General features: G+C 40.3%; 1 protein-coding gene. It reads left to right on the top strand.

Annotated elements, in window-relative coordinates:
- Positions 1-134: 134 nt before the first annotated feature.
- A complete protein-coding gene (locus UYI_RS31755; RefSeq protein ID WP_258003493.1) occupies positions 135-437 on the top strand; it encodes a DUF5615 family PIN-like protein in 303 nt (100 codons plus the stop codon).
- Positions 438-605 lie beyond the last annotated feature (168 nt).

Raw genomic sequence — 605 nt, 5'->3', positions numbered from 1 at the left:
CTACTACAACAGTCTCTCAGACAAAAAAATCTGCCTCTGTATCAGAAGTTGAAATCCGCTCAGATGCAGAAGCAGAATAAGGCATGACGAAAGTTCGATTTCAAGCAGATCTGATCTTAAGCAAGCAATTGTAACTGGAACTATTACGTAGAGAAGCAAATATTGATTTTCAATCAGCATATATGGCAGGGTTGGAAGGTAAGACAGACCAACAGGTCTTAGAAATCGCAGCACAAAATGGGAGAATTCTTGTGACTCATGATCGTAAAACCATGCCTGCTGAGTTTGGTGAGTTCATTGTGTCAAAAACAAGTTCAGGAGTTTTGATTCTTTCTCAAAAATTATCTGTTAATGAGGCAATTGAAGCACTCATCCTTATTTGGGAAGCCTCTACTGCTGAGGAATGGGTTAATCAGATCATGTCTATTCCCTTTTGAAGAACTAGGGCAATTTTATTGAGATACAGATGTGCGATCGCAACGAAACAAAAAACAAAAGCCCCCTCCGAAGTGGAGGGAGCTTTTTTATTTATCTGACAGACTACTTTATATTAGCCGTTGATAGCAGGAGCACTCAGAGCAACAGGAGCAGCTTCAGTAGCAGCT

It is taken from the genome of Fischerella muscicola PCC 7414 (genome assembly GCF_000317205.1).
In the GTDB taxonomy this organism is placed as follows: domain Bacteria; phylum Cyanobacteriota; class Cyanobacteriia; order Cyanobacteriales; family Nostocaceae; genus Fischerella; species Fischerella muscicola.
Note: the sequence above shows the minus strand (reverse complement) of the source record. Positions and strands in the feature narration are given on the sequence as shown.